The 26,906-nt window shown below is 43.2% G+C and carries 28 protein-coding genes and 2 tRNA genes; 11 read left to right on the forward strand and 19 right to left on the reverse strand.

The window, feature by feature from the left end:
• Positions 1–9: 9 nt before the first annotated feature.
• The 7 genes from HMPREF1863_RS03015 to HMPREF1863_RS03050 all read right to left on the reverse strand — a co-directional run bounded on the left by HMPREF1863_RS03015 (position 10) and on the right by HMPREF1863_RS03050 (position 3,497).
• The gene (locus HMPREF1863_RS03015) at positions 10–318 is read right to left on the reverse strand and encodes a hypothetical protein (protein WP_068367246.1); all 309 of its coding nucleotides are present in this window, start codon (positions 316–318) and stop codon (positions 10–12) included.
• A gap of 467 nt (positions 319–785) precedes the next feature.
• Entirely contained in the window at positions 786–1,367 is a 582-nt protein-coding gene (locus HMPREF1863_RS03020) for a replicative helicase loader/inhibitor (protein WP_068367249.1), read from the reverse strand.
• Positions 1,364–1,828 (reverse strand): hypothetical protein, encoded by a 465-nt coding sequence (locus HMPREF1863_RS03025; RefSeq protein ID WP_068367252.1) that lies wholly within the window; start codon positions 1,826–1,828, stop codon positions 1,364–1,366. The genes HMPREF1863_RS03020 and HMPREF1863_RS03025 overlap by 4 nt, the downstream gene beginning before the upstream one ends.
• Entirely contained in the window at positions 1,825–2,346 is a 522-nt protein-coding gene (locus tag HMPREF1863_RS03030; protein ID WP_198142704.1) for a hypothetical protein, read from the reverse strand. The genes HMPREF1863_RS03025 and HMPREF1863_RS03030 overlap by 4 nt, the downstream gene beginning before the upstream one ends.
• A 48-nt stretch (positions 2,347–2,394) precedes the next feature.
• Complete coding sequence (locus HMPREF1863_RS03035; protein WP_068367254.1) at positions 2,395–2,715, reverse strand: hypothetical protein; 321 nt, start codon at positions 2,713–2,715, stop codon at positions 2,395–2,397.
• A gap of 192 nt (positions 2,716–2,907) precedes the next feature.
• Complete coding sequence (locus HMPREF1863_RS03045) at positions 2,908–3,153, reverse strand: helix-turn-helix domain-containing protein (RefSeq protein ID WP_068367258.1); 246 nt, start codon at positions 3,151–3,153, stop codon at positions 2,908–2,910.
• 128 nt (positions 3,154–3,281) lie between these two features.
• Positions 3,282–3,497, reverse strand: a complete 216-nt coding sequence (locus tag HMPREF1863_RS03050) for a helix-turn-helix transcriptional regulator (protein WP_068367259.1) — start codon at positions 3,495–3,497, stop codon at positions 3,282–3,284.
• Positions 3,498–3,631: 134 nt separating this feature from the next.
• Here HMPREF1863_RS03050 and HMPREF1863_RS03055 point away from each other — a divergent pair, with 134 nt between their 5' ends.
• Positions 3,632–4,288 (forward strand): LexA family protein, encoded by a 657-nt coding sequence (locus HMPREF1863_RS03055; protein ID WP_068367260.1) that lies wholly within the window; start codon positions 3,632–3,634, stop codon positions 4,286–4,288.
• Between the two features lie 154 nt (positions 4,289–4,442).
• Complete coding sequence (locus HMPREF1863_RS03060; RefSeq protein ID WP_068367262.1) at positions 4,443–5,615, forward strand: tyrosine-type recombinase/integrase; 1,173 nt, start codon at positions 4,443–4,445, stop codon at positions 5,613–5,615.
• Positions 5,616–5,793: 178 nt separating this feature from the next.
• On the opposite strand, the gene HMPREF1863_RS03065 is transcribed toward HMPREF1863_RS03060, so the two are convergent.
• From HMPREF1863_RS03065 to HMPREF1863_RS03075, 3 genes are all read right to left on the reverse strand, one after another.
• Positions 5,794–5,880: transfer RNA gene (locus tag HMPREF1863_RS03065), tRNA-Leu, on the reverse strand.
• A gap of 49 nt (positions 5,881–5,929) precedes the next feature.
• Positions 5,930–7,279, reverse strand: a complete 1,350-nt coding sequence (locus HMPREF1863_RS03070) for an aminopeptidase (RefSeq protein ID WP_068367264.1) — start codon at positions 7,277–7,279, stop codon at positions 5,930–5,932.
• Positions 7,280–7,291: 12 nt separating this feature from the next.
• On the reverse strand, positions 7,292–9,145 hold the full coding sequence (locus HMPREF1863_RS03075; RefSeq protein WP_068367266.1) for an acyltransferase family protein: 1,854 nt from the start codon (positions 9,143–9,145) through the stop codon (positions 7,292–7,294).
• Positions 9,146–9,321: 176 nt separating this feature from the next.
• Between HMPREF1863_RS03075 and HMPREF1863_RS03080 the strand changes: the two genes are divergently transcribed.
• Positions 9,322–9,397 (forward strand) — tRNA-Lys (locus HMPREF1863_RS03080).
• Between the two features lie 79 nt (positions 9,398–9,476).
• Here the strand turns inward: HMPREF1863_RS03080 and HMPREF1863_RS03085 are convergent.
• The 5 genes from HMPREF1863_RS03085 to HMPREF1863_RS03105 form a co-directional block, all read right to left on the reverse strand.
• Positions 9,477–9,845 (reverse strand): helix-turn-helix domain-containing protein, encoded by a 369-nt coding sequence (locus HMPREF1863_RS03085; protein WP_068367268.1) that lies wholly within the window; start codon positions 9,843–9,845, stop codon positions 9,477–9,479.
• Between the two features lie 60 nt (positions 9,846–9,905).
• Positions 9,906–11,873, reverse strand: coding sequence for an ATP-dependent zinc metalloprotease FtsH (ftsH, locus tag HMPREF1863_RS03090; RefSeq protein ID WP_083508505.1), 1,968 nt, complete (start codon positions 11,871–11,873; stop codon positions 9,906–9,908).
• A 159-nt stretch (positions 11,874–12,032) separates the two neighbouring features.
• Positions 12,033–13,094, reverse strand: coding sequence for a lysylphosphatidylglycerol synthase transmembrane domain-containing protein (locus HMPREF1863_RS03095; protein WP_068367270.1), 1,062 nt, complete (start codon positions 13,092–13,094; stop codon positions 12,033–12,035).
• 2 nt (positions 13,095–13,096) lie between these two features.
• Entirely contained in the window at positions 13,097–13,738 is a 642-nt protein-coding gene (locus tag HMPREF1863_RS03100) for a polysaccharide deacetylase family protein (RefSeq protein WP_068367273.1), read from the reverse strand.
• The gene (locus tag HMPREF1863_RS03105) at positions 13,735–14,838 is read right to left on the reverse strand and encodes an MGDG synthase family glycosyltransferase (RefSeq protein ID WP_068367275.1); all 1,104 of its coding nucleotides are present in this window, start codon (positions 14,836–14,838) and stop codon (positions 13,735–13,737) included. The genes HMPREF1863_RS03100 and HMPREF1863_RS03105 overlap by 4 nt, the downstream gene beginning before the upstream one ends.
• A 272-nt stretch (positions 14,839–15,110) precedes the next feature.
• On the opposite strand from HMPREF1863_RS03105, the gene HMPREF1863_RS03110 reads away from it, so the two are divergent.
• Complete coding sequence (locus HMPREF1863_RS03110) at positions 15,111–15,758, forward strand: GerMN domain-containing protein (RefSeq protein WP_068367277.1); 648 nt, start codon at positions 15,111–15,113, stop codon at positions 15,756–15,758.
• A 32-nt stretch (positions 15,759–15,790) separates the two neighbouring features.
• Here HMPREF1863_RS03110 and recR read toward each other — a convergent pair whose 3' ends face one another.
• From recR to dnaX, 3 genes are read right to left on the reverse strand one after another with little or no spacing between them, the layout of a single operon-like run.
• Positions 15,791–16,396 carry a recombination mediator RecR gene (gene recR / locus HMPREF1863_RS03115; RefSeq protein WP_068367279.1) on the reverse strand — a complete coding sequence of 202 codons (606 nt, stop codon included), beginning with the start codon at positions 16,394–16,396 and terminating at the stop codon, positions 15,791–15,793.
• Entirely contained in the window at positions 16,396–16,734 is a 339-nt protein-coding gene (locus tag HMPREF1863_RS03120) for a YbaB/EbfC family nucleoid-associated protein (RefSeq protein ID WP_068367281.1), read from the reverse strand. The genes recR and HMPREF1863_RS03120 overlap by 1 nt, the downstream gene beginning before the upstream one ends.
• A 9-nt stretch (positions 16,735–16,743) precedes the next feature.
• A complete protein-coding gene (dnaX, locus tag HMPREF1863_RS03125) occupies positions 16,744–18,327 on the reverse strand; it encodes a DNA polymerase III subunit gamma/tau (RefSeq protein WP_068367283.1) in 1,584 nt (527 codons plus the stop codon).
• Between the two features lie 171 nt (positions 18,328–18,498).
• Here dnaX and HMPREF1863_RS03130 point away from each other — a divergent pair, with 171 nt between their 5' ends.
• The 7 genes from HMPREF1863_RS03130 to HMPREF1863_RS03160 all read left to right on the forward strand — a co-directional run bounded on the left by HMPREF1863_RS03130 (position 18,499) and on the right by HMPREF1863_RS03160 (position 24,848).
• On the forward strand, positions 18,499–18,759 hold the full coding sequence (locus HMPREF1863_RS03130; RefSeq protein ID WP_068367285.1) for a hypothetical protein: 261 nt from the start codon (positions 18,499–18,501) through the stop codon (positions 18,757–18,759).
• A gap of 119 nt (positions 18,760–18,878) precedes the next feature.
• Positions 18,879–20,507: a zinc ribbon domain-containing protein gene (locus tag HMPREF1863_RS03135; protein ID WP_068367287.1), complete on the forward strand. Its 1,629-nt coding sequence runs from the start codon at positions 18,879–18,881 to the stop codon at positions 20,505–20,507.
• 94 nt (positions 20,508–20,601) lie between these two features.
• Positions 20,602–21,915 (forward strand): aspartate kinase, encoded by a 1,314-nt coding sequence (locus HMPREF1863_RS03140; RefSeq protein ID WP_068367289.1) that lies wholly within the window; start codon positions 20,602–20,604, stop codon positions 21,913–21,915.
• Positions 21,916–22,077: 162 nt separating this feature from the next.
• Positions 22,078–22,374 (forward strand): thiamine-binding protein, encoded by a 297-nt coding sequence (locus HMPREF1863_RS03145; protein ID WP_068367581.1) that lies wholly within the window; start codon positions 22,078–22,080, stop codon positions 22,372–22,374.
• Entirely contained in the window at positions 22,349–23,113 is a 765-nt protein-coding gene (locus HMPREF1863_RS03150; protein ID WP_068367291.1) for an ABC transporter permease, read from the forward strand. Before HMPREF1863_RS03145 ends, HMPREF1863_RS03150 begins: the two co-directional genes overlap by 26 nt.
• Before the next feature lie 9 nt (positions 23,114–23,122).
• Entirely contained in the window at positions 23,123–24,112 is a 990-nt protein-coding gene (locus HMPREF1863_RS03155) for an ABC transporter substrate-binding protein (protein WP_083508493.1), read from the forward strand.
• Positions 24,093–24,848 (forward strand): ABC transporter ATP-binding protein, encoded by a 756-nt coding sequence (locus tag HMPREF1863_RS03160; protein WP_068367295.1) that lies wholly within the window; start codon positions 24,093–24,095, stop codon positions 24,846–24,848. The genes HMPREF1863_RS03155 and HMPREF1863_RS03160 overlap by 20 nt, the downstream gene beginning before the upstream one ends.
• 123 nt (positions 24,849–24,971) lie before the next feature.
• Here the strand turns inward: HMPREF1863_RS03160 and HMPREF1863_RS09215 are convergent.
• A partial coding sequence (locus tag HMPREF1863_RS09215) for an S-layer homology domain-containing protein (protein ID WP_083508494.1) occupies positions 24,972–26,906 on the reverse strand: 1,935 nt, incomplete at its 5' end.

Here is a 26,906-nt window from a genome sequence, read left to right on the forward strand (position 1 = left end):
ATCACCTACCTACAAGTTAACGTTCGCTTCTTTCGCTGCTAGTTTTCTTTTGCTTTCCTCTACTGCGGATAAAAATTCTTTCCACATTTCTTCCGGATTGTCATATGAGGCAAAGTCTAAACCAACAGTCCCTAGTGCCTTTTCGTAAATCTCCGGTTCAATATCGTTCCAAGAATCTTTCTTTTCTACTTCCTGTATAAACTCATTTACCGGTAGAGGTTGCCATTCTTCATAATCCATTCCTTTAAACGATATACACCACTCCTTTGGGTTTTCAGAATTTTTAAAAACATTGTCTAACAGAAAATCATTAATCATCTAAATTCACCTTTCCTACGTCGTGCAAAAGAAAAGCATTAGCTTTCCTCACTATCCATGCTATACGGACAAATCGGACAAAACGGACAAAAATCGGACAAATCGGACAAATTTAAAAATAGCTCTTCGCATAGCGGTCGTGTATTTTACGAGCATAGCTTTCATCACTGCTTCCCATCTCTCCGGATATTCGCTTCCAACTTGCCTTGTCGATATATCGCCTTGTAAATACATAACGAACTCGATCGTCCTCTATCGTCGATATAAATGACTCGATTTTATAAAGAGACTCTATTGATTTATTTAATCTTTGAGTTAAAAGCTTCCTCAGAGCAGTTGTATAATCAGTCTGTGTTTCTTTACCTCGGATAGTTATATGCATTTTTTGAAACGGAAAAGAGCTGTTCGAACCTATGACAGTATCGGTTACTTCATCGTCAAGCCTGCTCAAACGTTCCGATAATAATTTAATCTCCCGCTTTAAACAGTGATACTGACTCAATTGTTCTTTCGTTAATATCAAGTTTGGCAATGTCCTCGCTCCTTTCGCCATAGCGCAATCCGACTGGTAAACGCATAAAGCGTTCGTCTGCCTCTTGTTTTTCTTCCATGCTTTGGTAGATCATTCTAAAATTTGCTCTTTCTTGAGCTATATTTTGCGATAAACAGCAATTTTGAAATCCTAATCTTCGAGCTGCTTCTGCCGTCATAGGATCTTCAGATTGTAGCCACTTCATAGCTTCAATTTCACGAGAAGCACCAAACCGTTGTATTGCTCTCTGGACTATTTGCCACGCCTCAGACCAATCTTTATTCGGCAAAGATTTAGGACTGCACAACTCATAAATGTCGCTAATTGCCGGCGGAAACCTCTCGGTATTAATCCAAAATTCAATAGCGAGTCTTCTTTTTTCAGAATCCAGTACTGATAGTTTTCGATGCCATAATTCCATCATGGCGTGATCTGTTAAAAACTTATATTGCGGATAAGCCGCTTTTAACACACTTAAACACTCGGCAACTGCCCTATCATCATTGCTAATTGTCATACCACACCTCCACGCCACTCATAAAAATCCGCCACCTCATCGACAACCGTCTTAGGTGGATTGCTTACGTGATTCTGCTGATGAACAGGTAAAATTCTTTTCCATCCGTTCACCATAGACTGCTTTAGAACAGCGATCATTTCTTTTTCACTCGATGTGATAGTCTTTAATTCTTCCAAGAAAAATGGCAACACAGAAGGTGTTACGGCTGCACCTAATTCTTTTCGATAGGCAATAAAATTAAATAGCGTTTCTTGAAGTTCAGCATTTGTAGTAAAGAAAAATACAAGATTCGTAATTTCGTTGTCATCTGATTCTTCGTTTTTTTCGACTGAATTAATTTTTTGATTTTCCCCGGCGGTTTCTTTATAGGGGTTATTTATACTATGTTTTAGATTAATACTTTCTTTATCTCTACTTTCTTTATTATATAAAGCAGTCTTTTTGACTGATTTGGTCATTCCGTTTGACTGATCTGGTAATTCAGTCTGACTGATCTGGTCATTCCGTTTGACTGATCTGGTAATTCATTTTGACTGTATGAATCCTCTGAGCAGTCATTTTGAAGACCTTGTTCATTCATTTTGACTTCTTCATTCTTTGGTACTGGATCATCTGGAGCTTGCTCATTCTCTTCAAAAATTATTTTTTCAATAACGTCATAGTGGAGTTTCAAATATCTCCTTTGTGGAAATCCATCGAACTTGATTGAAAGTATTCCCATATCTTCAAATTCTTTGAGTAGCCTGTATTGCTTCGATTGCGAGAATCCCGACATATTTTCAATTGAGCTGACCGTTTGGTAAAACCAACCTTCGTTATCGCCCTTTTTAGAAAACATTTCTTCTCCTTCCGCAAGAATGCTAAGCAGATAGGCTCTATCTAAGCCTAAAACTTTCAACACTCTACGGTTAATAGCAATAAATCCTGACCAACCTAAAAGTAATTGTTTAAGGCTGCTTTTCATAATAGGCTCCATTTGTTCCTTATTGATAAGCTAGTATGCTTCATATACAGAACCTCCTTTCTAAAATATGAAAGACTTTTCTAAGTCGTCCGCAAAAGAAATTAAATCATCGGGCTTTTTGTAGTGTGATACTCTCCAGTTTCTAAATTCTTTTTTTGAGAGTAATCCATACTCGATAGCGTCATTGATCGTCGCTAAAGAATAAGCGTATTTTCCATACCATCTGTAAACCTCTTCATCATCTGTATAAAACCATGTTTTAGGTTCTCCAGGCACTTTGATCTTGTCGATCGAATCGTCGAGGATTAGGTTCTCTATAACCACATCGCCATAGTCGATTAAATCCCAATTTAATAAGTCATTTAAACAATATGCCTTCATATGACTTCCTCCAGTTCTTTTAAAGTTTCCTGGCATTTTTCTCTCGTCTCTCTCAGACTTGTCTTGATATTTTCGTTCCAGTTACATCGGCTATTTTTTAGGGCTAGGTCAATAGCAAAGATGACGCTAATAAGTTTCAGACGAATATGATTCGCTCTTTCTTGTGAAGTAACATTCATAGCCATAGCGACACTATCTTTCTAAATAATCAATTAGTGCTTTTTTCGTGATGATTCTTTTTTGAGGAGTTACTTGTTTGTAATCAATCTCTCCGCTTTCCATGAGTCGGTAGAGTTGAGTTCTGCCTATACCGCTATAACGAGCAGCCTCTTTTACCGACAAGCCATACTTATTATTTTCAGCAAGTAAATTTTCTATATTTTCTAACTGCTGTCGAACAATAAACAGCTCATCATTTAATAGCATTTGTGCAGTCATTTCCTTCTCCCTTCTAATCTAAGAATTAATATGTTGCTCATAACTTCTCATTGCTAACCTAAAAAATAGTTATTGAACGAGGCAGAGGTGTTCGCTAAAAGCTAGATCTATTTTTACTAGAAAACATTTTAGCAACATTTTGTTGCTTTATCTTTAAAAAAAAGTTCTTCAATGCTAACTCCATAATAATTAGCTAGCTTAATTTTAATTTCATCTCTCGGAACTCTCATATCCGCTTCATAGTTATAAATAGCCTGTCTTGTTAATCCTAGGTCCTCGGCGACTTGTTCCAGAGATACTTTTTTTTGGGTTCTCAAACTTTTTAAACTTTCACCTAATGTCATATTTTTCTCCCTTCTCGCAACGCATTGTTGCTTTGATTGCATTATAGGCTTGCTTCTTATATTTGTCAACAACTTGTTGAGTTTTTCTTGACTTTTTGTCAACGCTTTGTTTTAATTATAGACAGGAGGACAACATGAACAAAGATTTTAGCGATATTTTAAAGGAACTTCGCAAAGAAAAAGGTATGAATCAAGAAGAGTTGGCAGAGGAACTAAACTTGACACGTCAAACAATCAGTAATTATGAAAGGAAAGAGCGTGTGCCAAATAAAGAAACTTTTGAAAAGATTGCTGATTATTTTAATGTCGATATGAACTATTTGTATGGTAAATCTAGTGTACGAAACGCATATGAAGCATCATTGAATCCTAAAATATCTAATACGCCGTCTAAGGATTTAATACAGCCCGTTTCTACTAAGCAGTATCCTTTAGTTGGAACCATCGCAGCCGGTGTTCCCATTCTTGCTCAGGAAAATATAGAGGAATACATTAGCCTGGATAAAAAAATCAACGCCGATTTTTGTCTCAGGGTCTCTGGAGACTCTATGGTACTTTCTTATATTTTTGATGGCGATATTGTTTTTATCAGGCAACAACCTGACGTTGAAAATGGTGAAATCGCTGCCGTTCTTATCGATGATTCTACGACATTGAAAAAGGTATACAAACATGGAAATGACGTAGTTGAACTTCGAGCAGAAAACCCCAGGTATAAACCTATGCTTTTTGATCATCACTCAAACATTTCAATTATTGGTAAAGCAGTTTACAAATTAAGTAAGATATAACTGATTTATAGTAAGTAAATAAAAAAGCCCCCAGTCGATTGACTGGAGGCAAGCACCTTCGCATGAAGATACTGGTGACACATTTATCTTATCATGCGAAAGTGCCTATATCAAGATTTGTAAGACTTTACTTTCTTAGATATGAGGTGACATTATGAAAAAAACAAAAAGAGCGAACGGTGAAGGTAGTATCTGGACTGAGATCCGGAATGGTCGCACTTATTATAGAGGTGCCGCTGTCGTAGGCTATGAACTTGATGGCAAGCCTATTCGCAAAACACTTGGTAGCTTTGAAAGACAAGAAGTCGTGAAAAAGTTAAGAGAGATGCAAGTTCTTGTAGATAAAAATCTATTCATAGAGCCTTCTAAGAAGCCCTTTGCAGATTATTTCAAGGACTGGATTTTCAACCATAAGCAAAATAAGATAGCTGCTTCGAGTTTCGAAACTTATGAATCAGAGTATCGACTACGCATAAAGGATTCGAAGCTAGGGAAAATAAAAATGGAAAACTTGAATGTAACCAACTTGCAACAACACTTCAATGAACTTTCCATAAACTACCCCGTCACAACCGTTCAAAAATCTTACGATATTGTCAGGTATTGTCTTAACTATGCAGAGAAAGTTGAAGACATTTACAAAAATCCCATGAAGTTTGTGGAAATTGAAAAACGAAGAAAAACTCCCCCTAATCGCTCTATGCCAATGAGTGCATCGCAGCAAAAAATTTTTGTCAAACATTTGGACAATGATTACTATTTAGATAATTTTATCTACTGTGCTCTTGCAACTGGAGGACGCTTAGGAGAAATTACAGCTCTTTCTCGAGACGATCTTATCGGAAAAATTGTTCATTACAATAAGCAGTATAGAAATATTCCTCACATAACAAGTGACGGTCATCGTAAATGGAAAAAGGAAATTACCATTCCAAAGAGTGAAAAAAGTAATAGAGAAGTTCCTATTACCGATGCGACTCTTCTAATTTTTAAAAAGCAAATGCAAATCAACAAAAGAATGGCTAATGATCCCGATAATAATTTCATCGACCGCAATTTGATTTTTTGTGATGAGAATGGTAATTACATCGAGAAGAAACGTCCTGCTAGACGAGTTAAGGCTATTTGTGAAAAAATAGGGCTTCCCCCTTTTACTTTTCATGAACTGCGCCACAGTTACGCTACACGCCTTTATGAGCAAGGGGTGCCAATTCGTACTATACAACTTTTATTAGGACATGAGGACATTAGAACTACTGAAATTTATGTCACAGTTTTAGACGATCCTAAAAAATCCGCTGTCAGTATGCTAGATGGAATCATATAAAATCTATCTAACTGGCAAAAAGAATCAACGATGAATGAATTGCTATATAGCAAGTGTGCAACCAGTGTGCAACCTTTTGAGATTATTTGAGCACAAATAAAAACCATTCGCATTAGTGGAAATTGCGAATGGCTTAAATAAGCGGTTTCGAGATCATTCGAAACCATTTGAAATTGTCTGGTGCCGAAGGCGGGACTTGAACCCGCACGGTGTTGCCACCGCTGGATTTTGAGTCCAGTACGTCTGCCAATTCCATCACTCCGGCTCGTGAAGACTACGCTAGTATAACATAGTCTTCGTCCAATTGTAAACCTTTATTTCATTGTAAGAAAGCTGGCATATGCTTTATAAGTGGAGTAAATGTCCGCTTTAGACGCTACTTCATAGGGTGCATGCATGGAGAATAGTGCCGTGCCGAGGTCGACAACTTCCGCCCCCGTTTCGGCGAGGATGTAGGCTACGGTTCCGCCGCCGCCTTCGTCGACTTTACCCATTTCTCCAACTTGCCATATCACGCCGTCTTCGTCGAATTTCTTGCGAAGTGCGGCTAAAAATTCCGCATTGGCATCACTCGTTCCGCTCTTTCCTCTGGCGCCGGTGTATTTCATCATGCACACTCCTTCGCCTAATTGAGCGGCATTTAATTTGTCCATAACCTCCGGATAATTCGGATCCATGGCCGCCGTTACATCGGCGGAAAGCACATAGCTGTTAGCAAGGGCGCGATTAATGGCAAGGTGATCATCGTTTCCCATGGCATGAAGCACTTCACCGAGAGCATTTTTAAAGTAATTGGCGCTCATGGAAGTGTTTCCTACGGAGCCGATCTCTTCTTTATCGGCAAAAATAGCGACGCAAGTTTTCTCGCGGTCTTTCCCGTCGACAAAGGCGCGCAAAGATGCGTAGGAACAAACGCGGTCGTCTTGCCCGTAGCCTGCGATCATGCTGCGATCAAATCCTAAATCGCGAGCGGAAAAGGCGGGTACAACTTCCAGTTCGGAAACGGTAAAATCATCTTCTTCGATGCCGTATTTTTCCTTAAGAAGAGCGAGAAGCGCTTCTTTTACGTTCACTTCCCCGGGCTTGTGACCCACGAGAACATTTAATTTTTCACCGATAATACCCTCGGCCAAGGTTTTACTGTTTTGTGATTTGCTCAAATGGGGCAAGAGGTCGGTAATCGTAAAAATAGGATCTTCCGGATCGCTTCCCACATGGACGTCCACTTTTGTACCGTCTTTTCTAAACATCACGCCGTGAATGGCGAGAGGAATGGCAGTCCATTGGTATTTTTTAATGCCGCCGTAATAGTGAGTCTTTAAAAGGGCTACATTGTTTTCTTCGTAAAGGGGATTAGGTTTAACGTCCAAACGAGGGGAATCGATGTGGCTTGCAATAATGGCCATGCCCTTTTCCGGATTCTCCCCGATGTCGAAGAGCATAATGGATTTGCCTTTATTGTTGACGTATACGCGGTCGCCTCTTCCCAATTTCTCCACGTCGTCCAGATTGTTATAACCGGCTTTTTCTGCGATGCGCATTATTTCCGCAACTGCCATACGTTCGGTTTTGGAACGATCCAAAAATGTTTTATAATCTTCTGAAAATGCCGCTATGTCCTTTTGAACATCGGGTAATTTCCAGTAACTTTTTATTTTTTCCATAGCAATTCCTTTCTATTTTGGTTCTTTAATACCGCTTCCTCGGTCATTCTCGCCTAAGCTGAGGTTCGATTCGGTGGTCGTCTTGCTCTTCGATTCCTTGGTATCCTCGTCACCGCCGTTTGTCGCCGTCGGCTTGTTGTAAAGCAAGCTGTGGCCGAGCATATGGGCCATCAGCCGCGTGGCAGGTTGGTTCATCTGACCTTCTTGGTCGAAGAAATCCGATTGTACTTTCGCCTCTTTGTACCAATCGACGATGTTGACGTTTTTGTAATGGTCGGCGATTTGATGGAGAATTTTATTATTATTCTCTTCAAAATCATTGGGCGTTACGACGGATATAAAGTAAATAGGCTTGCCGTCGCCTGCTTCCACAATTGTCTTCACATTATTATAGTCTAATTTGATGTCGTTCCCCAATTGTAAAATAACAGGCCCTTCGCCGTGATAATCCTGAACCTGCTCTACATACCAAGCAGGGGTTAAATTGGAATCGCCGTGGATTCGAAGGGAAGGCATTAGCTTCAGGTAGGATTCTCTGGCAGCTCGAGCAGCGCTATCTCCTAAGAGGATACCCTCTACGTTTTGAAGTTTTCCGAGATCGTCGTTTGTCAATTTATACTTTGGCTGTTGAGCGTTTACCTGCTCGATGGCGGCCGCTAATTCATCGGAGGGCTTGAATTTTTCCGTAATGGACGCTTCCTCTTTTTTCTTCGCCGTTTCGCTTTCTACGGTCTTGACGACTTGCTTTTCTTTTTTCGTAGACTTCATGATTTCAGTCGACTGGCTGTAGAAGCTTAGTGCGAGTATTATTCCTAAAATACCGCACATGGCGAGCAATACTTTGTTCTTCACCATTTGGCGCTTTTTGAAAAAGTAATAGGAAGCCTGACCCACAAAGAGGAGCAGAACGAGGCCGATCCATGTGGCCACAGTGACATTTAATCCCGTCCGCTCCGCCAGCTTACGCATAAAGAAAAACACGGGCATACTGTAGAGATAAAAGGAGTAGGATCGATCGCCTATAAACGTAAAGAGCGGAAAGTGAAAGACACTTTCAAATGTTGTTTCGCCGCGGAAAAGTAAGAAGAGAAAGATGCTCAACAAAATTCCCGAAAACACTAATCCGCCGAAATAAGCCAAATTTTCTTCCGGCATGAACAGGACGAAAATAACGAATAAAATCATAATGCCCAGCATGCCGATTTCACGGGTTTCAATCCGCAATTCTTTTTTAGAAAATACGCCGTAAGCCGCGACGGGCACGGGGATAAAAAAGCTGAACAGTCTACTGTCGGGCATATAAAAAATTCGGGATTCCGATAAATCCAATCCGCCGTATAAACCGAGCAAAAGAGCCGAAACGACGGAAAGAGCCGTTAATATAAAGGCTACGGAGATGATTTTTTGTTTGGTCTTCTTCCCCATAATCACCAGGGCAAAGATGAAATAACATTGCATTAACAGGGAGATAAACCATAAATGCCCAAAGGGCGATGGTTGGTGGATGCTTAAGGGATGGCCGTGAAAGCCTTGAAAGAGATTGTTGACAAAAAACACGGCGGAAAGAGCCTGGCCCCGTACCAATGGAAGATCTTTTGAAAAAAAGATGGCGTAGACGGCGGTGGTAATGGTGACCATACCGATGAGTTCGGGCCAAAGGGCACGCACTTTTTCCACAAAAAAAGGGCCGGGGTAAATTCTCTTTTTAATGTACAGATCGAAGGTCAAATAGCCGGATAAGGCAAAAAGCAATTGATAGCCCAAATGCCCTCCTACAAAAATCTGGCTAAATGCCATGTAAAATAATATTAAGCACAAGGCGAAACCTTTGATGCCTGCAACGGTTCGCTTCTGTTTAGTCGTCATAAAAAAACTCCTTTTATTCGATTCTTCCATTCTATCATAAAGGGAGCTTTCGTTTAAATGCTCGCTACACCCAAATTCTGACCAATACGTCGCGGCACTATTCGCTGTGAAAAATTAAAATAAACACTGGACAATCTTCCCCATACGCGTTATAATATTTTCTGTTATCGAGGTCTGCACCTTTAGCTCAGTTGGTAGAGCAACTGACTCTTAATCAGTGGGCCCAGGGTTCGAGTCCCTGAAGGTGCACCATATAATGAAAAAGGAGAGGTTTTTCCTCTCCTTTTTGTTTTCCATAAAATAGCGGCTGCCTGTTTTCGGCAACCGCTATTTATTTTTTATTGTCCCAGTATAAATCCCATAATTTGCGCACTAGGTCATCTTTATCTTTCTGCTTGATTTTTTCCGAGCGAAATACCAGTTTCATTTGGTTCAGCGAATGCTTTAGGGCGTGGTAATCACTATACGACGGATCGGACTTCTCCGGCATTTTAAACTCCTCATTTTCGACGAGAAGTTCGTTGACTTCCACATCGAAAATATCCGCAAGCTTTTTATAAATCAGCCGATTTTTCGGATAGCTGTCGCCTAATTCGTAGTTTTTAATCGTTCGCACGCTAACGCCGAGGGCATCGGCAAGCTCCTGTTGAATCCAGCCTTTTTCCGTGCGCAGTATTTTTATTTTATCGCCAAAGGTCATAAGATCACCCTTTCCTATGGGCTAAGTATTAATAAAAAAGTCGGCCGAAGCCGAACTTTCTTATTCTTTCTTAAACGGATCGTCCTTAATATCCTTTTCGGTATTTTCCGCATGGAGAATGGTTTGTTCATTCCCCTCGTCTGCAGGCTTTGACGTTTCCGCTGAAGCTTCATGCGCTTTTTCCTGCTCTTCTTGATCGACGGAATCGCTGCCGCCCGGGAAATGACGACCTGTATTTTTATTTAGAATATCCATAAATTCCACGCCGGTAATAGTTTCCTTTTTCAAAAGATAATGGGAAATAGCGTGGAGACTGTCGATATTTTCCGACAAAATCTCGTGGCTCTTTTTCTGAGCTCTTGTAATAATCTCGTTCACCGCCAAATCGATGTCGAAGGCGCGGCGATCGGATACTGATAAAGTAGTATCGCCGCCGAGGTAGCGATTGGTTAATGTTTCCATGGAAACAAAGCCGAATTCATCGCTCATGCCGTAGCGCGTAATCATGGCGCGGGCAATTTTAGTTGCCTGTTCAATATCGTTGGAAGCTCCCGTTGTGCGCGTGTTAAAAATTAATTCTTCCGCCGCACGACCACCGGTAAAGGTGACGATTTTATTAAAAGCCTCCTCTTGGCTCATGAGAAATTTTTCTTCCTCGTCAACCTGCATGGTGTAACCCAAAGCGCCGCTGGTGCGAGGAATAATCGTGATTTTATGCACGGGCGCCGATTCTTTTTGAAGCGCGGCGACGAGGGCGTGGCCCACTTCGTGGTAGGCGATAATTTCTTTTTCCCTCGTGCTGATCACCGTATTTTTCTTTTGGTGACCGGCAATGACTACTTCCACGCTCTCCATAAGGTCTTCCTCGCTCATACGTCGGCGATTATGGCGAACGGCACGGAGAGCCGCCTCGTTGATCATATTGGCGAGATCGGCGCCGCTGGCCCCGGCTGTCGCGCGAGCCACGGCATTGTAATCAATATCCGCTTCCGCCTTTACATCTTTAGCGTGCACTTTTAAAATCGCCTCGCGACCGGCGAGATCGGGGAGTTCTACGGGAATGCGTCTGTCAAAACGACCGGGACGCAAGAGCGCCGGATCCAAAGATTCCGGGCGGTTCGTAGCCGCTAAAATCACGACGCCGCCATTGCCTTCAAAGCCGTCCATTTCCGCGAGCAATTGATTCAGCGTTTGTTCACGTTCGTCGTTACCGGAAAAGCCTGCGCCGTCACGTTTTTTACCGATGGTGTCGATTTCGTCGATAAAGACGATGCAAGGTGCTTTATCTTTTGCCTGTTCGAAAAGATCGCGAACTTTTGCCGCCCCGAGACCTACGAACATTTCCACAAATTCCGAACCGGAAATTGAGAAAAACGGTACTTTCGCTTCCCCGGCGACAGCTTTTGCCAGTAGAGTTTTCCCCGTTCCCGGAGGCCCTACGAGGAGCGCACCTTTGGGAAGCTTGGCGCCGATTTCCGTGTACTTATCGGGATCGTGTAAGAAATCTACGATTTCCGAGAGATCGTCTTTCGCCTCGTCCTGTCCCGCCACATTGGCGAAGGTAATGCCGTCGACGCTTTGATCGTAAATTTTCGCATTGCTCTTCCCGAAACTCATGGGGCCGACGCCGCCTTTACCCATGGATTTCGTCATGCTGCGAATAAACAATTGACCCACTACCACCATGACGATGACCATTAAAGCGAAGCTAACCAAACTTTGAATGATCGGGCTCATTTCACTGGGGTATTCCCTATCGAAGTCGACGCCGTTTTCGTAAAGCCGATTGACGAGGCTTTCGTCGGGGAAACGCGCCGTTTCGTAACGAGTTTTATCGTCGCCCTTAATGGTGAAGGCCACTTGCTTGTCGGCAATGTGAGCCTCTTTTACTTTCTTCTCATCTACTTGAGCTAAAAATTCATTGTAGCTGACTTCTTTTATGGTTGCCGGACTTTTTCGCATTTTAGGCATGAGCATAAAAGAAACCAGAAAAACAAATATAATACCGATGGCATAATATAAAAACATCGGTTTATTAAAATCTTTTTTCACTCTTTTCCTCCATTCGTTGTACTTCTATTTATATCCATTTTTAGTCCGCTCACTCACTGTTTCCAAAGATCTTGTAATTCATTGAGCTTACTATTAAAAATAATCCCTGTAGAGGTAACGGATTCATTTTCATATCTACCTTTTGTTCTCACTATTTTTCATTAAACTACGTCTTTTCCTATTGGAATAAAATGTTACTGTTCCACCGAGAATCAAGAAATTATAATACGTCACGCCGCGAGTTAAAAGCATGGCCGCCGTCAAAAAATGTGGCCCGTAAATCGGTTGGAACAATTTTAAAAAGCCCGCTTCGGCAAGTCCCACACCTCCGGGTAAGGGTAAGGACTCAAAGGTCATCGTAAAAACACCTTGATATGCAACAAGTTCTCTAAGCGTTCCGTAGTGAATGCCAAATGCACGGCTAATCCAAAAGGTCATCGTGTAGTAGAGAAAAATATGGATTACGGCGACGGGAATCAGTCGAATAACCACACCTACATTTTGACGAAGCCACTTTGCTCCCGTTCGGTACTCTTGTAAAACACGCTTAATCTTTGCTTCGATGCTTCTCGCCTTCTTCTCGCTAAAACGCCCGATAATAGCGACAACAACTCCCGCCAAACGAAATACCATATGCTTTGAGAAAATCAAAAAGAAAAAAGCGACGACAAGCAACACTTGCACCGTCATACCGAACATAAACAAACCATAATAAAGAGGCTGCTTTCCCAAAATTTGGTGCAAATAACCAAAGGAAGAAAAGGCGATTACGATTATAACGCCCAAGTGATAAAGTCCGTTAAAAATGAGCATCACGAGAGAACTTACGCCAATGGGTATGCCGTCTCGTCGCATAAAAAAAATCTCCGAAGGTTGGCCGCCCGATGCGCCGGGAGTGATCGATGAGAAATAGTAATCAATCAATGTATAGCGATAGGTTTGCCGCTGAGTGGGCGCATAGCCAAAAGCGTGAAGTAATCGGTTGACAATTATACTTTGACAACAAAAAAATAAAAGCATGGTCGCCATGGCCGCCGCTACATAAATTTTATTTACTTGCATATAAATGGACGGAAGCTGTTTAATCTCCCCGAAATCTATTGCATATGCCAACGTCAGACCGATAATGAGAACAATAAACAAAAGATTGCTTCGCTTGCCTGAAAAACTGTATTCCTTTTCTCCTTCCGGCTTCATAGTCACCTCGATTCAAAATACATCTTCAGAGCCTCTATCGTGTGCTCCGGTGCAAGAGACAGGCTGCCCAGGGCATGATTCGCGTCATGTAAGCAAATGATGCCGCCCTCTTTAGAAGCCGCCTTTATCTTTTCAAACAGAACATCGGAGCTCATCCCCTCGTTCCAATCGCCGGGAAGAAACCGCCATAAAACCAGCTTCATATTCCACTTCGCCACCCAATAGAGCATAGACAAGTTCACCCATCCATGAGGCGGTCGGTAGTATTTAGGGTTTATGCCCAATTTTTCCAAAGTATCTTTTGCCCGGCTCATATCCCTGTAGGTTTTAATCGGTCCCCAGGTAATGGGATGGCTGTGATGATAACAGTGCAAACCGATAATGTGTTCGGATTCTTTCAAGTTTTGAAGAATCTCGGAATATCGCTTGGCTTTTTCCCCTACGACAAAAAAGATGGCTTTTTCTTTTTCCTCATCTAAAATACATCGAACTTTCTCCGTAAATTCCGGATGGGGTCCATCGTCAAATGTAAACTTTAAACGGCCTCCTTCACGGGATGGCCGCCTACAATACTTATAATAAATTGTGGGAAAGAGACTGTAAATACTCCACATAACCAATAAAATCAAAATTATAGTTATCATAAATTGACACACCGCTCCATTAGAATGTGATCCAACACTTGGTCGTCGATAGCGTTTTTAACCCGTTTTACATTCGACCGCATCCGCTCCAGCAAAAGCTCATTTTTTAAAATACTCACGATAAAAGGTACATCAAACTTGGATCCTTCCACTCTCGACGACAAAATGTACCCCATTTCCATAGAGGCGACATATTCTGCATTATGAATCTCCTGTTCCAAAAACGGTCTGAAGATGATCATGGGCTTCTCGCTTTGAATGGCCTCAAAAGTCGTCATGCCGCCTGCTTTCGTCAAAATTAAATCCGCCTCCTGCATAAGTTCATTCATATTGTGGACATAACCCAATGCGCGAATATGAGGAAAATGCTTCGTCAACATGTGGTAGAGTTGTCTATTTTTCCCCGTTACTACTGTAAGTTCCACGTCTTTTTCAGAAGAAAGCTTTCTGTAGAAAGATTTCTTCTTAGGCAACAGCCCCAGGCCACCGCCTACCATTAAAATACGCTTTTTTGAGTGTTCTCTTTTTCCCATTGGGAGATTAAAGGATTGAGAAACGGGAATGCCGCCGATGTTGATCTTTGCTTCCGATACACCGAATGTTACTAACGCTCTCTTGGTTACCCTATCGGCAACAATGTAGTGATCCGTATAAGGATTGACCCAACCCTCGTGTGGATTTACATCCGTAATCCAGGTAATTAAGGGAATCAACGAACCCGTTCGCTCCTTAAAATCCGCCATAAGTTCCGAGGCAAACGAATATGTAGAAATGACAACATCCGGCTTCCTGCTTTGAATCAAACCGTCAAAATCTTCCACAAGCATAGAGTCAATCAGCCGCAACAACAATTGATTGTCCGTTTGCTTACGAATGGCTTTGTAAGACAAGTTATAAAGCTTATTTCCTTTATCAACCAATAGATTATATGCTTTATAAAAATATTTTGCCCGCTTTTCCGATTTCACCTCGTAAATATCGACGATCTCCACACTATCCAATACAGACGAAAGATCTCCTATTTCCATACGTTCACAGATCGCCTTGGCACATTGAAAATGTCCCATGCCACATTTCGATGTTAAAATCAAAATCTTCATCCTTTTACCTCCGCCGATTTTCCACAGCTTTTCCTATTTTCTGTAACCCTTCATGTCATACAAAGACTATTCGCTTCTTAATCTCAATTTATAAAAATAAAATGGCCCTATCAATAGACTCGCACATTCTTTTTATAAAATTTATGGAGTTCTTAAACTTTCGGGTAAAAGTATAAACAAAGTAATGAAAATTGTAATGTCATAGAGTCGTTACGTTCATTTCCTCATCCTATGGTAAAATAAGAATACTAAAGATCTACAAGGAGGCTCATATGAATACAACGAAGAAAATAACACTCATAGGACTTTCTCTTTCTCTCTGCCTATTTGCCACGGCATGTGCCAAAGGCGCCAAAGCGGAAGATGGAGGAAACAAACCTGTCGAAGTTGTGGAAACACAAAAAACTTCCAATGAATTAAATCAGGAAGCAAAAAATAATGCCGACGCCAAAGACAAGGAAGGAAAAGAAAATTCCAATAAGGAAAACGCAAAAAAAGACGAAGCTAAAACGTATAAAGTAAGCCTCGTGTACCCTTCAGAAGATTATATTGTTAACGGCAATGAAGAAAATAAAACCGTAACACAAAAAACGGAAATCGAAAGCGACAAGGAAAAAGTCGTCGTCAAGGTTTTAGATGCCCTCGCCGCTTCCCCCAAAGCCAAAGGTGCCGATTCTACCGGCCTCGATAAATTCGATTACTCGAAATCCACTTTAGACGGATCGAAGGCTATCGTCGATATCTCCGGCGATGTACACGGCGGTTCGTTGGAAGAAGACGTGCTCGTCTCCTCCATCGTCAACAGTTTGCTCTCCGTAGACGGTATTAAATCCGTATCCTTTACAGTCAACGGCAAACCTGCCGATACCTTAATGGGTCATGTGGACATTACCAAAGACTTTACAAATTTCGTTAAATAAGCAAAAAGCTCGACGTGTTACCGTCGAGTTTTTTATTGCTCTTTAAAATCCGTGCGATGTTGTAAAGCCGTCGCCACCGTTAAATTATCGTAGTATTCCAAATCGCCGCCGACGGGAATGCCGTGGGCGATGCGGGAGACGCGAATGCCCTCTACATTGGAAAGCATCTTCGCAATGTAGCGAGCCGTGGTGTCGCCGTCTTTCGTCGGGTTTGTGGCGAGAATCACTTCCTTGATGTCCTCGTTTTTCAAGCGCTCCAGAAGTTCTTTAATCCTGAGATCGGTTGGAAGAATCCCCCGCTCGGGCACGATGACGCCGTGTAACACGTGATACAATCCGTTGTATTTACCCGTCTGCTCCATGACTTGAACATCCTGGGGACGTTGCACCACGCACACCACGGAGTGATCTCTCCTATCGCTTCTGCAAATAGGACAGGGATCGCGATCGGTATAATCGTGGCAAATACTACATTCCGAAATATGCTCGCGAGCATCTATAATGGCCTCTGCCAATTTTTTTACTTCGTCTTCGTCCGATTCTAAAATAAAGTAGCTGAGTCGCCTCGCCGTTTTCGTACCGATGCCGGGAAGTCTGGAAAGGCGATAAATAAGCTCTTCCAGAGGTCGATCCATCATTAAAACATCCCCGGAATATTCAAACCGCCCGTCAAGCGCGACATTTCGCCTTCCGTTTTTTCCTTTGCCGCATTCATGGCGCCTTGAATGGCCACGAGAATTAAGTCTTCAAGCGTTTCCACGTCGTCCGGATCAAGGACGTCGGGATCGATGGTTAAATCGATAAGCTCTTGCTTGCCGTTCACTTTCGCCGTAACGACGCCGCCGCCGGCAGAAGATTCAAATTCTTGTTTGTCCAAATCCGCCTGCATTTTTTCCATATCTTTTTGCAGCTTTTGGACTTGTTTCATCATATTGTTCATGTTTTTTCCGCCCATGTTGGGGAATCCTTTAGCCATAATGCCTCCTTATTCCAGTTCAATAGGTGTATCTTTAAACACTCGCTTCATCGATTCCAATACGGGATCGTCTTCCGCCTTCATATCTTCAACTACTACCGACCACTCATCGCCTAAAACGTCACGCGCCGCCTCTTCTAAGATCTTAAAATTAACCTCCGATTTAAGCATCTTCAAATGAAATGCAAAAGAAGGGGCATAGCGAATAAACAGCGCCTTATTTTCGGCGGAAATGCCGGCAACATCTTTCAACAGCGCACCGCAGGCCACGCTTTTCGCCTGCACCGATTGTACGTATTGTTGCCACGTGGAATCGTCGATTTGATCATCCTTCATTATAGCATGATCCTCTTCCTCCCTCAAAGCGGGAGAAGGCGACCCCTTTTCATCTACGGAATTTTCCGCAGGCTTCACCGGCTTTTTCTCCGTTTCCTTAAGAGGTGATGCTTTTCCTTTTAAGACGGGTGCTTTTCTCTTCGGCTTTTCATCGCGCACCGGCGGCTCCGAAATGTCGGCATCCTCTAAACGAAGGGCCTTTAAAAGGAGAAGTTCCATAACGATCTTTTGATTGGGCGTGTACTTAAAACTCTCTCTTCCCTTTTGCAAAAGATCGATAGTACGAAAAGCCAGAGATTCTTCCACTGCATTGGCCTGTTCCGTAAAAGTGCGGGCTTCATCTTCAGTCAATTGCCCCGGTACTTCCTCGGCATAGCGATAAAATAAAAGATCTCTGAAATAGGTAATGAGCCCGTCTAGTAACAGTTGAAAATTCCGTCCGTTACGGTAACTTTGATCGATTGCATCCATGACCGGTCTCGGATCGCGAGATAAAATGCCGTCAACCATTCTAAAAATCCCCTCGTGTTCCGTAAGACCCAAACTTTTTCGCACCATCTCCCCGTCGATTTTTTCTCCTGAAAGGGAAATGATTTGATCTAAAATCGAAAGACTGTCGCGCATAGAGCCGTCACTATGTGCGGCAATAATTTTAAGAGCATCTTCCGTGTACTCCCGTTTTTCTTCATCAAGTATTCGGGAAAGTTCTCCTACTATTTCCTCGTCTCGAAGACGTAAAAATGTAAAACGCTGGGAACGAGAAAGAATGGTGGCAGGAATTTTTTCAGGTTCCGTCGTCGCCAAAATAAAGAGCGCATGAGACGGCGGCTCCTCTAAAATTTTAAGAAGGGCATTAAAAGCGCCCTTACTTAACATATGGACTTCGTCGATAATATAAACTTTTTTCTTAGCAAGGGCAGGTGGATACGCTACATTTTCCTTGATTTCACGAATATCATCCACGGAATTGTTGCTCGCCGCGTCGATTTCCATAACGTCGAATAATGTTTCCTCTAATATGCCGCGACAGACTTCGCATTCATTACAGGGATTACCTTCGTGAGGATCTAAACAGTTCACGGCGCGGGCAAAAATTTTCGCCACAGATGTTTTCCCCGTGCCCCGTGTGCCCGAAAACAAATACGCGTGATGAACGCGCCCTTCCGATAGTTGATTTTTTAAAGCGGTAATGGTGGTTTCCTGGCCGACGACTTCGTCAAAAGTTCGCGGTCGATACCTTCTATATAAAGCTTGCATAATCGCCTCCACCATTAGTATAACCTAAACCCCTTTCTCTTTTCACGATGATTCTACGATAGTTTATTCGCGTTTCACCAGAAAACTTTAACAAGATAATCACCATTCTTTCACATTCGGATTCTATAATGCAGATAAATCAATGTTATGAATCTTTTAGGAGGATTTGAAATGAAAAACTTAAAGAAAATCGCTAGCGCAATGGCAGTAGGTACCCTTATGTTCGGCCTTGTTGCTTGCCAACCCAAAGCTGAAGAAGCTGAAAACGCTGCAAACAACGCTAACAAAGCTGCTGCTGAAGCTCAAAACGAAGCTAACAAAGCAACCAACGAAGCTGCTAACAAACAACAAAACGCTGCTAACGCAGAAAAAGCTGCTGACAACGCTAAAAACGCTGCTGACAACGCTAAAAACGCTGAAGAAGCAAAATAATCGATCATTGGGTTTAGAAAAAGCTCCGGTCTTCCGGAGCTTTTTTTATGATCCCATTCTTAAAACCTTCTGCTCTTATGGTATAATCAGAGGTAACAGACGATGAAGGAGGACTTGTATTGTATTGTTTTCAATGTGGCGAAGAGCTTGTAGAAGGTGCTAAGTTTTGTCACTTATGTGGTGCCAACCAAGCAGAGGCCAAAAAGCTTTTCGAAAAGAATTTTAAAAATTCCTCCCCTGATCTTACCTTTGATCGCTCCAAGGGATCAGGTGGCGACACAAAAGTTGCCTATTCCTCCGATCCTGACAATGGTGAATACATAAAGTCCTACATGAACAAGGTAGACACCAAGGTCGGAGAAAGTATTAAAAAACACGAAACCCTGACGGGTATAAAAAAACAGGAAGATAAATTTAAAAAAAGCGAAGCTAAGAAGCAAAAAGATTCGCAAAAAAAGAAAGAAACTGTCATTCCGCAGGATGCTTTCGAAGCGGTACCGGAAAAAGAGCCGAAAAAGAAAAAGAGCTTTTCTTCTATTTGGAAGAGCTTTATCGACGAAGAGGATAACCCCTACTCCGTCTTCGGCGACATGGCCGAGCGTTTAGAGCATGAAGAAGCTGCCCTCTCTGCTGACGAAGACGATAATCTTCGGATTTCACAAGATGTGGAAGACGATCGCTTCGCTCAAACCGGCGAGGTCAGCACCCTTAATAAAAAGGTCAACGAAATTTTAGATGCTCAGGAACACGAAAAAAATGAGGAAAAAATGACGCCAAAAGGTGTGCTCTCCTCTTTCTTCTCCCGAGATAAAAAAGACGATGAACCCATTGCCCACGAAGCTTTTGTTGCTTCCGGCGAAAAAGAAATAGACAGAGTTGACGAGGTAAAACATTCCGGCGATGATCCCTCCGGAAAAGTTGAACCCGATGAGACGGTGATCGACTTAACCCGACATGAAGACGGGAAGGAAACCATTATTCCCGAAGATGCTCACGATGAGGCCCTTCAGGATATGGCGTTGGAAAGTGACGAAAAAACCAAATCGCCTCGCATTTCTCCCCTGGCAAGTTTAAAACATATGCTCACAGACTTGAAACGCTCCCAAGGCAAACAAAAAGAAACTTCCGAGAAAAAAGATTCTCCGAATCATCACGATAAATACCATATGGATCAAATCGGCGAACTCTTTGAAGTAAGCAAGGCGGCGGCTAAACTTGAAATGGCGCGCAATCGCGTGCTCGCCAAAGGCGAACAAGGACTTCGCGGCCTCTTCGGCATCGGCATTTTAATTAGTGCCCTTCCCGTCTTTTTCGCTTTTCGGCGGATCGTCTTCTTACCACTGTTGTTTATCGTTTTAAAAGTCTTCCTCACATTGTTTACGTTCTACTTCGCCAACAATGTGGCGCGCCGCAACACCTGTGTCGAAGATGATCTTAAGGCACGTACAGTGGATAATCTGCTCCACTGGATCTTATATTTAATCCCCGTTACCGTCTTTTTCTTCATTCTCCCCTCCTCTTTTGCCATGGGCAGAACGGTACTGGGTTCGGTAACGCCTCATATTCTCTTAAGTATTCTTATGTACGCTTGGGTTATTTTCCTCGCCGTATCCTCGGCGCAACGCATTTTGCCTAAGAAAAACACATTTGAGTTTATGGCGTGGTACGGAATTATTTTTATCAGCTTCGATTTGCTGGCAAAACTTTTCTGGATTATTATGAATATCCTAACATCTACCTTTGCATAAACGAGAACCGCTTCGGCGGTTCTTTTTTTATTCTTCCTTGTACTTTTTCGTAAAAAAAATTAAAATAGGGTAAGACAATTTAAAGGAGGAACTTATGTCCATAGTGTGTAAATTCGGGGGCTCATCCCTGGCAAGCAGTGAACAATTTTTTAAAGTTAAAGACATTATCGAAAGCGATCCGAACAGGCAATACATAATTCCCTCGGCGCCCGGAAAAAATAAAAGCGGCGACCAAAAAGTGACGGATTTGCTTATTCTTTTATATAATATGGCCGTTCACCACCTTTCTCCCGTAGAAGTAATGAAGATGATCGAAGACCGCTACACGGAAATCATCGAAGGGATCGGCATTGATTTTGACTTAAAGGGAGAACTTGACGATATTTTAAATACTATTTCCGCAGAAAAAGTCAGCAAAAGTTACGTTCTTTCCAGAGGCGAATATTTAAACGGCAAAATTTTAGCCGCCTATTTAGGCTACGACTTTGTCGACGCCAAAGATGTGATTCGCTTCGATGAAAACGGCTTGTGGGATGAAAAGGCAAGTTACAAGGCCATTGAAGCTATGGCGAAAAAACATGAACGGACCGTCGTTCCCGGTTTTTACGGGGCGACCCCTTCAGGAAAAATCGTCACCTTCAGCCGCGGCGGCAGCGATCTTTCGGGATCCATCGTAGCCCGCGGCGTTCACGCCGATCTTTACGAAAACTGGACCGATGTCTCCGGCCTTTTGGCTGTGGATCCGAACATCGTGCCCCATCCGAAAAAAATTCGCAATATTTCTTACGAAGAACTTCGCGAACTTTCTTACAGTGGCGCCAAAGTCATGCACGACGAGGCCATGTTCCCCGTTATCGAAAAAAACATTCCCGTCGTCATTCGAAATACCAACGCCAAAGATGAAGAAGGCTCCTGCATTATGGCCGACGTTCCCTTGGAAGAAAACGAAAGCTCTATTACAGGTATCGCATGTCGCAAGGGCTTCGATGTAATCAATCTCGAAAAACTGCGCATGAATCGCGATCTCGGTTTCCATCGCAAAGTATTTTCCGTTTTGGAAGCCAACGATATTTATCTGGAGCACATGCCCTCTTCTATCGATTCCATTTCGCTGGTAATCGCCAGTAAGTATTTGAAAAATAAAACCGATCAATTAATCGCCGAACTTCAAACTTTTACCGACGCCGATCGCATTACGGTAGATCATAACATTACATTGATTACCGTCGTCGGCCGCAACATGAAAAACAAAATCGGTATGAGCGCCCTTATCTTTAAAGCCCTCGCCGATGCTAAAGTGAATATCCGCGTCATCGTTCAAGGTGCCAGCGAAATGAACATTATCGTCGGCGTCATCGACAACGAAGCGGAAAAAGCAATTCGTGCCATTTATAATGCCTGTGTCTAGAATCCTTTCATATTCTCTTCCTATAAGGTATAATAAGGGCGTATAGGGGTGCGCATTGCTGAGAGAGTGAAACTCAACCCTGTGAACTTGTACAGATAATGCTGTAAAAGGAATAAGCCGATGCGTGCAAACGCGTCGGCTTTTTTTGTGAAAGGAGATATTATGAAAGCTAGTATGGCCATTCAAGTTTTGCCCGTTTGTCAAGGCGGCACAAAAGAAGTAGTTCGTATAGTCGATGAAGTCATTAAGGTGATCCAAGACAGCGGACTCCACTACGTAGTCGCACCTTTTGAAACGACAGTAGAAGGCGATTCCATGGACGAGATCATCGAACTTTTAAGAAAATGTGAAGCTAAAGTTATGGAAGAAGGCGCCGACTCCGTGTACTGCTATGTCAAACTCAGTCACGGCAAAGAATCTATTTTAAGTATCGATGAAAAAATCGGCAAATATCAGTAAAGTTTTTAGAGGAAGCCTCTTTATTGTATTATTACTCCTTTTGTGGCAAATTTTATCCACATCAGGCTTGCTTCCCGCCTATTTACTCCCCTCGCCAATAGACGTTGTGCGCGCATTCATTGCTGATTTTCCACAGCTCATGATGCACTCCCGCATTACCCTTCTCGAGGCGGCCCTCGGACTTTTGTTCGGTATACTTTCGGGATTCATTTGCGCCTTCTTAATGGAGCGTACCCCTTTCATTCGCGATGCGCTCTATCCGATTCTAATCCTGACCCAAACCGTGCCGACAGTGGCCATTGCGCCCTTGCTCGTCCTCTGGATGGGCTATGGCATGGCGCCGAAAATTGTCCTTATCGTTATCGTAACCTTCTTCCCCATGGCAGTGAACCTTTACCAGGGATTTGCGTCCGCCGATCCCGACGAGATTCGCCTTATGAAAGCTATGGGCGCTCGCGATGTGGAACTTTTCTTTTACGTCAAGCTTCCCAACGCAATGGAAGGCTTTTTCTCCGCCTTAAAAATATCCGCCTCCTACTCAGTCGTCGGCGCCGTCATTGCCGAATGGCTCGGCGGCTTTCAAGGTCTCGGTGTCTACATGACACGCGTGAAAAATGCCTATAGTTACGATCGCATGTTCGCCGTTATCTTTTTAATTTCACTGCTCAGTTTGCTTCTAATGGCCTTTGTCAATTATCTGCAGTATAAAGCCATGCCCTGGAAACAAACCGAACGATAGGAGTTTATGATGAAAAAAATACTACCCATTTTATTGGCACTCGTTATGCTAACCGCCTGCGGCGCACCGAAACAATCTGCAAGCGGCGATAAACAGAAAGTACGTCTCGTCTTAGACTGGACCCCCAACACCAACCACACGGGAATTTATGTGGCGAAAGAAAAAGGCTACTTTGACGAAGCCGGCATCGATCTTGAAATCCTTCAACCGCCGGAAGGTGGAGCGGAAGGCCTCGTCGCCAGTGGCGGCGGCGAATTCGCCGTAACCTTCCAAGATACCATCGCCGCATCCTGGGCAAAAGATACCCCCCTTCCCGTTACCGCTGTAGCTGCCCTCGTGCAACACAACACATCCGGTCTGTTGAGCTTAAAAGATAAAGGCATCGACAGAATGGGCAAATTAACCGGCCACAGCTACGCCACATGGAACATGCCCATCGAACTCGGCATGATGAAAACATTAGTTAACGACGACGGCGGTAACTTCGACAAAGTGGAACTTATTCCCTCCAACGTCACCGACATCGTCGCCGGTTTAAAGAGCAATGTAGATTCCGTTTGGGTTTACTACGGATGGGATGGCATCGCTGCTGAAAACGCAGGCTTACAAACCAATTTCATTCCCTTTATCGATTCACACCCCGAATTCGATTACTACAGCCCCATTCTCGTCGCCAATAACGACTTCCTGAAAAACAATAGCGAAACAGCTAAAAAAGCCTTAGCAGCCATTAGCAAAGGCTACACCTACGCCGCCGAACATCCGGAAGAAGCCGCCGATATTCTATTGAAATCCGCTCCGGAACTGGAAGGCAAAAAAGAATTCGTTAAAAAGAGCCAAGAATATCTTTCCAAGCAATACATCGCCGATGCCGATCGTTTCGGCGTTATCGATGGCGCGCGTTGGAATAAATTCTACAAATGGCTCGCCGACAACAAACTAATCGACCAACCGATCCCCGAAAACTTCGGTTTCAGCAATGACTACCTGCCCCAATAATGTGCTTTTAAAAGCCACCGACATTAACCGTTCCTTCGGCGATCAGATCATTTTAAAAGATTTAAACCTGGAAGTGGAACGTTCCAAAATCGTCACCCTCTTAGGGCAAAGCGGCAGCGGAAAAACCACGCTCTTTAATATACTGGCAGGCTTAGATCGCCCCGATAAAGGCACCGTCACCTTGCTCGATGAAGATATTACCGCCAAACCCGGCCACGTGGCCTATATGCTACAAAAAGATTTGCTCTTAAAGCACTTGAAAATCATCGACAATGTGTCCCTTCCCCTACGATTAAAAGGCACGAGCAAAGAAGACGCGCGGAAAGAAGCCGCGCAATACTTCTCTGAGTTCGGCCTGGAAGGCACAGAAATGAAATACCCTTCCGCCCTTAGCGGCGGCATGGCACAGCGGGCGGCCTTTTTGAGAACCATCTTATTTTCCAAAGAACTCGTACTTTTAGACGAACCCTTCTCCCGGCTCGATGCCATTACCAAAATGAAATTGCAGGATTGGTATATGGGGATCAAAGAAAAATACCACCTCACCACCATTTTCATTACCCATGACATCGACGAAGCCCTCCGCATGAGCGATCACATCCACGTGCTCTCACCCTCCCTTAAAACCATCGGCTTCAGCTACCGCGTACCCGATGGTGATCGGAGCGATTTCTTAGCGTCACAAGACTATTTAGACGCTAAAAAAGCCATACAGGAAGCGATCTTACAATCATAAAGCAAAAGCATCTACCCTCGAGTAGATGCTTTTTTAATGGCTACATAAAACAAAGAAAATGGACACAGCAAACACTGTGTCCATTTTATAAAAGACAAGATAGATCGGAGATTCTCTACATCATTATCTATTTCCTAAGGCATCTTTCATTTCTTGGAAATTATTCGCTGCCAGCAAAATTTGAACGTAAGCCCAGTGGCGTTCCTCTACATCCTTAAAGGACTTAAAGTTCATTCTGATCTTTTGCAGATCCTGTTTATCCATAGATCGTCCATCGTAATGATTCAAAATGGTAACGGCCTCTGCCCTTGTGATGGCGCCGTCGGGTCTAAAGGTTCCATCGGGATAACCGACAATATGGCCGTTTCCAAACGCTTGATTAATAGCGTCTTCAAATTCATGGCCTTTCACATCGGTAAACGATGCTACGCGATCCGATTTCTTATCAATACCGGCTAAAGCTCGCGCAAACTCCGCCCGCGTGATCGGCTCATTCGGACGGAAATTACCGTTCTTATCTGCCAACATCAAGTTATTCTTCACCATGGCATTGATTGCCGCATTATACCATGCACTCGGCGTATCCGCAAAGTTTGCTTTATCCTTTTGGTTCATATCCAATCCGGCCAAATACGCAATCATAGAAGCCGCTTCTGCACGGCTGATCTTTCCGTTAGGACGGAAACAATCATCCCCGTATCCGTAAATATATGCGCCGTGTTTTGCTTTAGGTGCTTCCGCTTGGTTAGTAGGTTCTGACGGTTTACTCGATTCTCTTTGAACCGTTGCTACCGGTTCAAGGAAAATATAGCCCGAATCCGTCGATGAAGAGCCACTTTCATGGCTGACGTCCGGTTTTGAGGGGATCACCGGAGTTTGGCCGCCCGGAGTTTGACCACCCGGAGTTTGACCACCGGGGGTTTGACCGCCCGGAGTTTGACCGCCCGGAGTTTGACCACCCGGGGTTTGACCACCGGGGGTTTGGCCGCCCGGAGTTTGACCGCCCGGAGTTTGATCACCGGGAGTTTGACCGCCCGGAGTTTGACCGCCCGGGGTTTGGCCACCGGGAGTTTGACCACCGGGGGTTTGACCGCCCGGAGTTTGATCGCCGGGAGTTTGATCTTCCGAATTAGGTTCTACAGCTGCAGTAACAGCCACCATGTCTCCATTTTCAAAATAAGTCTTATTTGCAAACTTCACATAAACAATGGGCTTCACATACTTAACCCCTTCAGGTAGCTTAAGAATAGTAATTTTATAGCCGCCATCTTCCGGTGTCACCGTATAGTCATCCTTAGGAAGCTCTTGCTTATCGTATTTCGGTGTCGCAGTCGATTCCACATCAATTCGTGCCGAACGGAAGCTTACCGCCATCGGCTTAGCTACGTTATTATGGGCCGCATATTGCTCATTCGTGACGTAATTCAGCTTAAAGAAAGCTTTCTCATTCTCACCGTACTTTCCGGCACCTTTTAAATTCGACTGAATCTTAATTTCATTATTCTTTAAGGCGACATATTTCTTGTTGTTGTGAGGATTGATCTGATCTCTTTCCCCTTCCACCTTATAGTTGACAAGGGCTTTTTTCGTATACTTTCTAAAAAGGCCGGATTTCTTTCCGTCGACTTCTCTATATGGAATACTTTTGATAAATTTCAATTCATCTTTCGTAATCTTTTCTTTTGCTAATAAATCTTTTGCCCTTTGAACGGCCTCCTTCGCCTCTTTTCTATCATTACCCTTAAATTCAATAGATACGTTGTCGAGAACTTTTTCATCCATAGAGTTCATATACGTTCGAAGTTCTTCCTTGGCCTTTGTAACCTCGTCGCGATCGGCAAGATCTTCGTCTTCCATGGACTTTTTATTTTTCTCTTTGGCCTCATTTACAATTTTATCCACCGTACCTTGGTCCGATGCTTGATCGATTTGATTCTTAAAGTCTTTTTTCTCTTTCTCATTGAGATTGGGAAGGTTATCGATGTCATTCTTACCGGACTTTTTCTTTTCATTTAAGGCTTTTTCCGCTTCGGCGTTTTGCTCTTTCGCTTTAACCAC

It is taken from the genome of Aedoeadaptatus coxii (assembly GCF_001553115.1).
Taxonomy (GTDB): domain Bacteria; phylum Bacillota; class Clostridia; order Tissierellales; family Peptoniphilaceae; genus Aedoeadaptatus; species Aedoeadaptatus coxii.

Coding starts and splice junctions, on each gene's coding strand:
- HMPREF1863_RS03060 (WP_068367262.1), top strand. CDS start 4,443: ATGAAAAAAACAAAAAGAGCGAACGGTGAAGGTAGTATCTGGACTGAG.
- HMPREF1863_RS03030 (WP_198142704.1), bottom strand. CDS start 2,346: ATGGAGCCTATTATGAAAAGCAGCCTTAAACAATTACTTTTAGGTTGG.
- HMPREF1863_RS03050 (WP_068367259.1), bottom strand. CDS start 3,497: ATGACATTAGGTGAAAGTTTAAAAAGTTTGAGAACCCAAAAAAAAGTA.
- HMPREF1863_RS03110 (WP_068367277.1), top strand. CDS start 15,111: ATGAATACAACGAAGAAAATAACACTCATAGGACTTTCTCTTTCTCTC.
- HMPREF1863_RS03100 (WP_068367273.1), bottom strand. CDS start 13,738: ATGATAACTATAATTTTGATTTTATTGGTTATGTGGAGTATTTACAGT.
- HMPREF1863_RS03145 (WP_068367581.1), top strand. CDS start 22,078: ATGAAAGCTAGTATGGCCATTCAAGTTTTGCCCGTTTGTCAAGGCGGC.
- HMPREF1863_RS03020 (WP_068367249.1), bottom strand. CDS start 1,367: ATGACAATTAGCAATGATGATAGGGCAGTTGCCGAGTGTTTAAGTGTG.
- HMPREF1863_RS03045 (WP_068367258.1), bottom strand. CDS start 3,153: ATGACTGCACAAATGCTATTAAATGATGAGCTGTTTATTGTTCGACAG.
- HMPREF1863_RS03155 (WP_083508493.1), top strand. CDS start 23,123: ATGAAAAAAATACTACCCATTTTATTGGCACTCGTTATGCTAACCGCC.
- HMPREF1863_RS03035 (WP_068367254.1), bottom strand. CDS start 2,715: ATGAAGGCATATTGTTTAAATGACTTATTAAATTGGGATTTAATCGAC.
- HMPREF1863_RS03015 (WP_068367246.1), bottom strand. CDS start 318: ATGATTAATGATTTTCTGTTAGACAATGTTTTTAAAAATTCTGAAAAC.
- HMPREF1863_RS03055 (WP_068367260.1), top strand. CDS start 3,632: ATGAACAAAGATTTTAGCGATATTTTAAAGGAACTTCGCAAAGAAAAA.
- HMPREF1863_RS03025 (WP_068367252.1), bottom strand. CDS start 1,828: ATGACCAAATCAGTCAAAAAGACTGCTTTATATAATAAAGAAAGTAGA.
- HMPREF1863_RS03085 (WP_068367268.1), bottom strand. CDS start 9,845: ATGACCTTTGGCGATAAAATAAAAATACTGCGCACGGAAAAAGGCTGG.
- ftsH (WP_083508505.1), bottom strand. CDS start 11,873: ATGTTTTTATATTATGCCATCGGTATTATATTTGTTTTTCTGGTTTCT.
- HMPREF1863_RS03075 (WP_068367266.1), bottom strand. CDS start 9,145: ATGACGACTAAACAGAAGCGAACCGTTGCAGGCATCAAAGGTTTCGCC.
- HMPREF1863_RS03160 (WP_068367295.1), top strand. CDS start 24,093: ATGACTACCTGCCCCAATAATGTGCTTTTAAAAGCCACCGACATTAAC.
- HMPREF1863_RS03140 (WP_068367289.1), top strand. CDS start 20,602: ATGTCCATAGTGTGTAAATTCGGGGGCTCATCCCTGGCAAGCAGTGAA.
- HMPREF1863_RS03105 (WP_068367275.1), bottom strand. CDS start 14,838: ATGAAGATTTTGATTTTAACATCGAAATGTGGCATGGGACATTTTCAA.
- HMPREF1863_RS03150 (WP_068367291.1), top strand. CDS start 22,349: ATGAAAAAATCGGCAAATATCAGTAAAGTTTTTAGAGGAAGCCTCTTT.
- HMPREF1863_RS03095 (WP_068367270.1), bottom strand. CDS start 13,094: ATGAAGCCGGAAGGAGAAAAGGAATACAGTTTTTCAGGCAAGCGAAGC.
- recR (WP_068367279.1), bottom strand. CDS start 16,396: ATGATGGATCGACCTCTGGAAGAGCTTATTTATCGCCTTTCCAGACTT.
- HMPREF1863_RS03120 (WP_068367281.1), bottom strand. CDS start 16,734: ATGGCTAAAGGATTCCCCAACATGGGCGGAAAAAACATGAACAATATG.
- dnaX (WP_068367283.1), bottom strand. CDS start 18,327: ATGCAAGCTTTATATAGAAGGTATCGACCGCGAACTTTTGACGAAGTC.
- HMPREF1863_RS03070 (WP_068367264.1), bottom strand. CDS start 7,279: ATGGAAAAAATAAAAAGTTACTGGAAATTACCCGATGTTCAAAAGGAC.
- HMPREF1863_RS03130 (WP_068367285.1), top strand. CDS start 18,499: ATGAAAAACTTAAAGAAAATCGCTAGCGCAATGGCAGTAGGTACCCTT.